General features: G+C 70.1%; 6 protein-coding genes and 2 pseudogenes. 6 read left to right on the plus strand and 2 right to left on the minus strand.

Annotation, left to right across the window (positions count from 1 at the left end; translation table 11 throughout):
* The 4 genes and pseudogenes from ACJOT3_RS32180 to ACJOT3_RS32195 form a co-directional block, all read left to right on the plus strand.
* Positions 1 to 306: transposase (locus ACJOT3_RS32180; RefSeq protein ID WP_406976904.1), on the plus strand; the 306-nt coding region annotated here is incomplete at its 5' end.
* A 71-nt stretch (positions 307 to 377) separates the two neighbouring features.
* Positions 378 to 620: pseudogene (locus ACJOT3_RS32185) on the plus strand (histidine kinase); the annotation flags it as partial.
* Between the two features lie 463 nt (positions 621 to 1,083).
* Positions 1,084 to 1,773: a response regulator gene (locus ACJOT3_RS32190; protein WP_406976905.1), complete on the plus strand. Its 690-nt coding sequence runs from the start codon at positions 1,084 to 1,086 to the stop codon at positions 1,771 to 1,773.
* A gap of 576 nt (positions 1,774 to 2,349) precedes the next feature.
* On the plus strand, positions 2,350 to 3,153 hold the full coding sequence (locus ACJOT3_RS32195; protein ID WP_406976906.1) for a hypothetical protein: 804 nt from the start codon (positions 2,350 to 2,352) through the stop codon (positions 3,151 to 3,153).
* Between the two features lie 732 nt (positions 3,154 to 3,885).
* Here ACJOT3_RS32195 and ACJOT3_RS32200 read toward each other — a convergent pair.
* On the minus strand, positions 3,886 to 4,149 hold the full coding sequence (locus tag ACJOT3_RS32200; protein ID WP_406976907.1) for a hypothetical protein: 264 nt from the start codon (positions 4,147 to 4,149) through the stop codon (positions 3,886 to 3,888).
* Between the two features lie 29 nt (positions 4,150 to 4,178).
* Here ACJOT3_RS32200 and ACJOT3_RS32205 point away from each other — a divergent pair.
* Positions 4,179 to 4,667: pseudogene (locus ACJOT3_RS32205) on the plus strand (site-specific integrase); the annotation flags it as partial.
* A 194-nt stretch (positions 4,668 to 4,861) separates the two neighbouring features.
* Here the strand turns inward: ACJOT3_RS32205 and ACJOT3_RS32210 are convergent.
* Entirely contained in the window at positions 4,862 to 5,425 is a 564-nt protein-coding gene (locus ACJOT3_RS32210; protein ID WP_406976908.1) for a hypothetical protein, read from the minus strand.
* On the opposite strand from ACJOT3_RS32210, the gene ACJOT3_RS32215 reads away from it, so the two are divergent.
* Positions 5,424 to 5,715: helix-turn-helix domain-containing protein (locus ACJOT3_RS32215; RefSeq protein WP_406976909.1), on the plus strand; the 292-nt coding region annotated here is incomplete at its 3' end. The two genes, ACJOT3_RS32210 and ACJOT3_RS32215, sit on opposite strands and share 2 nt — an antisense overlap.

Consider the following 5,715-nt stretch of genomic DNA (forward strand, 5'->3'; position numbering starts at 1 on the left):
GGGGACAAGGCCTACTCCTCCCGCGCCAACCGCGCCTACCTGCGCAGGCGCGGCATCAAAGCGGTGATCCCGGAAAAGGCCGACCAGGCGGCCAACCGCAAGAGGAAGGGATCGGCCGGGGGCCGACCGGTCGGCCACGACGTCGAGTTGTACAAGGACCGCAACACCGTGGAGCGCACCATCAACAAGTTCAAGGAATGGCGGGGGCTGGCCACCCGGTACGACAAGACGCCCCAGAGCTACCTCGCGGGCCTTCACCTGCGCGGGGCCCTGTTGTGGTTGCGCAGCCTGCCCGCCACTCCTTGATCCAAACCCAGAACAGGCCCTACGTCGCCTTCTACCTCATCATGCTCGCCTGCGCCGGAAGCGGTGCGCTGATGCGCTCGTGGCGTGCGGGCGAGGCCGAACGGCACCGCCGGGGTGCCGAAGCGGCCGCCGCCCGGGAGCGCACCCGGATCGCACGGGACCTGCACGACGTGGTCACCCACCACGTCACCGCCATGGTGGTGCAGGCCGACTCCGCCCGGTTCCTGCCCGCCGACCGGCACGCCGACCTGATGTCCGGTATCAGTGACAGCGGGCGCCAGGCGATGGCCGACCTGCGCCGGCTCCTCGACGTGCTCCACGACCCCGACCCCTCCCACCCCCCGAATGCCGTCGACGGACCTCCCGCCCACCCGGCGGGAGGAGGCCACGACCCGGCCGCGGACCAGGTGGGCGACCTGGTCGAGCGGGTCCGGAGGAGCGGTCAACCGGTCGAACTGAGGGTGCGGGGCGAACGGCCCGCCATGGACCCCGGAACCGGGCTGACCGTCCACCGCGTGGTCCAGGAAGCCCTGACGAACGCGATCAAGCACGCACACGGCCGACCGACCCGGGTCCTCATCGACTACGACGGGGACCGCGCGACGTCCAGGCGACCACCGGGGGCTCTGGGACACCTGTACCGGACCCGCCCTCCGGCGGGCACGGCCTCACCGGGCTCGGTGAGCGCGTGCGGGCGTTCGGCGGCGAGTTCACGGCGGGCGCGCTCCCCCGGGGCGGTTTCGTGGTGCGTGCCCGTCTGCCGTTGGGAGGTGCCCGGTGAAGGACCCGTCCGCGCCTGTCCGGATCCTGGTCTGCGACGACCAAGCGCTGGTGCGCACCGGGTACGCGGCCATCTTCGACGCCCAACCCGGGCTGCGGGTGGTCGGTCAGGTGGGAGACGGCCGGGCAGCGGTGGAGGCGGCCGTTCGGCTGCGCCCCGACGTGGTGATCATGGACGTGCGGATGCCTGTGCTCGACGGGATCGAGGCCACCCGGCAGCTGGCCGGACCGGAGACGGCCGGATCCCCCCGAGTCCTGGTGGTGACCACTTTCAACCTGGACGATTACGTCTACCGGGCGCTGCGGGCCGGGGCGAGCGGATTCCTGCTCAAGGACGCCACCCCCGAGGAACTGGTGGCCGGCGTGCGAACCGTCGCCCGCGGTGAGGCACTGCTCGATCCGGCCGTCACCCACCGGCTCATCGGGCGCTTCGCGGAGCGGCTGTTGCCCGGAGACGCGCGCCCGGAGGCGGCACAGGCGCTGGACAGGCTGTCACCCCGCGAGCTGGAGGTGCTGGGCCTACTCGCCGAGGGGCTGTCGAACGCCGAGATCGCCGCCCGGATGGTGCTGAAGCCTGAAACGGTCAAGACCTACGTCTCCCGTATCTTCACCAAGCTCGACCTGCGGGACCGGGTCCACGCGGTCATCCTGGCCTACCGGACGGGGCTGGTGCGCCCGACGGGCTGACCCGACACGACAGTCGGCCGTGTTCTCGGCCGGCGTGCGCCACCCCTTCGGCCCGCTCGCGCACCCTGCCCGGCCGGCGGTTTCGTCGGGGTCCGACGCCCCGATGTTCGACGCTGAGGTGCACCGAGTCCGCCCGTCCCCCGATTCCGAGGTCCGGCCGGTGCCCTTCCATCCTCTTCACCGCCCGCCACGCCTCCACCGGCCGGGCCCGGGGTGAACCCATTTGCAGGTTCACGCCCTGGTCGGCAGGATCCACCGATCCTCAGGCCGGGCTTCCGGGCGTGCCCGCTGGGAGAACACCGACTGCGACACCGACCAGGCCGCGGTGACCGTTCGCCTCCGACAACACGTAGGCGGACCGTGGGAGTATGCGGGCCCGACCGGTAAGAAGACCGTCTACCCCGGCGAGGGCTCGGCCGACCGCGCCGGGGCCCGGGCCGACCGCAACGCCGGCACGCGGACCCGGTGCCGCACCGTCGTCGACGTCGACCCGGTCGGCATCTTCAACGGCCCCCTCCGCGGATACATCGAAACGGAGAACCCATCACCTGCCGGAACCGACACCGAGGAGGCACGATGGCCGACGGAACACTGTTCTGCGCGTTGCACGGCACCCTGGATCTCCACCCCTGGTACGACCCCGCCACCGCCGACGCCGACCCCTACATCCTGTTCCACGCACGGTCCCGGACCCTCCGATGGCTGGCCCCGCCCGACGACGGACGGCCCGAAGCGGGGCTGTGGGGCATGAACGACGCCGGCCTGGACCCCCTCTGCCAGGGCAGCCGGAGGCTGTGGTTCCAGGTCTCCTGGCAACAGCCCGCCGTGCCGCGCCGGGCGGTGCCCGCCCAGCAGATGCTGGACTGCGCCGGGGCCGTCGCCGACCGCGTGGGGCGGCTCGACCTGGAGGCCGCCCAGTTGCTCGTCCCGCTCCAGGACCTGCCTCCCGGTCCCGACGAAGGCGCCTACGGCGACCTCGTGAGCGCACTTCCCTGGTTCGCCGAACTGCCCGACCGGGCCCGCACCCCCGCCGTGGTGAGCCTGGACTCCGGCACCAGCGCAGAGGCCGCCGACGCCGCACCGGCCATGGCGGAGCGGCTGCGCGAGATCCGCCAGCAGGTCTTCACCGACATCACCGCCGCACCCGGGCCGGACGCGGCCCACGGGTTGACCCCGGCCCCCGACTTCCCGGGCGTGGAGGAGGGACACCATGCGACTTTCGAGGGGCACCTGGCGGAGTGGTCCTATGACGCGATCGGATGGCTCATGGCCTTCGTCTGTGAGGCCGCGATCGAGCAGGGCGTGCGCGCCCCTGTGATCGCCACCGTCCGCCTGAGCCCGCGGCCCGGTGGGAGTGAGCGGACGGTCCGGCACGGTTGACTCCGAGCCGGGTCCCGGCCCGGCCCGGGACCGGGGCCACTACTGGCTTCCGCCGGTCCCAGCACCTTCGACGACAGGCGGTAGCACCGGTCCCAGCACGTCACCGCTGCGGTCCCTGAACTGCAGGGTCCTCCCCGGTATTCGGGCGAGCCCGGGATCAACTGCTTTCCATGAGAGTGTTCTGTGCGGCGTCTGCTGGAGGCTGCGGCATGTGCCGACGGGGTCGCCTCCCGGCACTCAGCTGGGTGATCGACGTCCGAACAGATGTGTCGGCGCCTACCTGATGGCTCCTCCGCACCTGCCTGGTGGGCCTGCTCTGCATCGCGGACAAGACCACGGCCCACCTCCTCTTCGAGGAAAAGAGAACGTGCCAGGGAGCACCACCGCAAAGCCCTCGGTCGAGGTGCGGCCGATCCTGATAGTCCACGTCTTGGCTCCTGGCCATCCATTGTTTTGTGAACGGGTGAGGCCCCGGAGCCAGCTCCGGATCGAGGCCATCGGCACGGTCCCGCAGAAGATCACAGCCCGCTTGTTGTAGCGGGTCGTGACCGCCCGGTTCTGCTTGAGCAGGTCGATGCACCGCTCCACCACGTTGCGGCCGCCCCGTGCTGAGGGGCAGGTGCAGAGCCCTCATCAAGGGTGCGAACATCGGGCCGTCCCCGCGCTGGCCGGGGCTGGAGAACACGACCAGCGGACGCCGGTGCTGATCGGCGAGCAGGTGGATCTTGGCGGTCAGACCGCCCCGGGAGCGTCCCAGGGCCTCGGCCCCGTCCGGTTCCTCCGGTGCCGCGTCCCCTTTTTCACTGCTCCGGCGGCATGCTGATGGGCCCGCACCGTGGTGGGGTCGATGCGCAGCCGGTCGGCGATGCGCTGCCAGGTGCCGTCTATGGGCCAGCGGCGGTGGTCGGCCCACTTCTCACTCTTGTGCGGGCCGGTGGGCATGAGCGGGGCGAGCAGGGCCCTCTCGGCATCGGAGAGTTCATGACCGCCGGGCACGTCATCCACGATGCCAGAGCAGGTCCTGCCGCGCTCCCACGTCTACAGAACAGGCTCGACTCCCGTGGGTGAACACCCGTTGGGTGGACGGACAGATCGACATCCGCGTCCAGATCGCCCAGCTCGCCTGGGAGACAATCCCCTCCAAGATCCTGCGGGGGTGGAAGAGGTTCCAGGACGAACAACGCCTCCAAACCGGGGCCTCTTGGACGAACAGCGGGCTGGTGTTCACCCGTCAGAACGGTACGGGGTGGCATCCGGGACAGGTCGGCGACTGGTTCTGCCGCATCGCCAAAGCCGCCGGCCTCCCGCCCATCACGCTGCGCGGGCTCCGCCACGGGGCGGCCTCGCTCGCACTCGCTACAGGAACGGACGTCAAGGTGGTCTCCGCCGAGCTCGGCCACGTGACCACGCACTTCACCCAGGACACCTATCAGCCGGTGTACCCCGACGTGGCCAAGGCCGCGGCGGAGGCGACCGCCGCGCTGCTGCGCGGGACGCCGGTCTCGGCCGGGTAGCGGAACGGGGGAGCACACCAGGAGCGGTTGAACATCCCGTGCCCCGGGCTGCGTGGCGGGTTCACCCCGCCCGGCCTGGGGTTTCCTCGTGGGCGGGGCCGGTCGGCCATCGGATCAAAGGTCCCCTGGGTGCCTGGTACCCCGTCCGAGAGGCCATTTCATGCGGGAGTACCGCCCCTGGCGTTCTCACACCGTCACGCTTCCGGGGTGCCCTTTGGCCACACACAGGGGGAAGACGCGCCGATGGAAAGATCTCCCTGAATACTGACGCGGAGGGACATGAGGAAGCCGTCTTCCTCGTTCTCAACCGCGATCGACAGTTTATCGGGGCGTTCGTCGCGGATTACACGGTAACCGTTGGTGGTCCAGTACTCGTAAAGCAGTTCGGCGTTCTGTTCGTTCTCCTCCACCGGCAGCCCATTCAACCACTGATCCTGACCGACGGTGACACGGCCTCGAGGGCCACCGTCTGTGGGGTCGTCACAGGAAGCAAAGGTAACCGGGCCGACAGGTTCGAGTTCGACGGTTTCCGGCAGGACGGATACGGCACCGGTGATGTGCTGCTCGACCTTGGCAGCGGCTTCGTCCTGGGTCATCGTTTCTTGCATCGCCGCTTCCTGGTCGGTGTCGGGGTTGCAGGCAGTCATCGCGAAGACGGCCAGGGCCATGCAAACCGCCTGTTTCAATTGCTTCATCTCTTGATACTGATCTTTGATGTGTGGGTTGACAGCCGAGCGAGCTGGGAAAACCCTGGCCATGGAGCTTCCCCTCTCCTCTCCCCGCACTCCTGCCGAGTACGAGAAACGACGCCTGGTCGCCGCGGAGCTGTTCGACCAGGGCGAGCTGTCCCAAGCCGCGATCGCCCGCCTGCTCGGCGTGAGCAGACAAGCCGTCCACACGTGGCACACCGCCTGGAAGAACGAGGGCCCCGCCGCGCTGGCCGCCCGGCCCCGCGGCGCCGAACCCTTCCTGAACGGCGAGCAGGAGCGTGCCCTGGCCGCCCTGCTCGACTCCAGCCCCACCGAGCACGGATGGCCCGACCAGTCCT

Source organism: Nocardiopsis protaetiae, assembly GCF_045446735.1.
GTDB classification, from domain to species: domain Bacteria; phylum Actinomycetota; class Actinomycetes; order Streptosporangiales; family Streptosporangiaceae; genus Nocardiopsis; species Nocardiopsis protaetiae.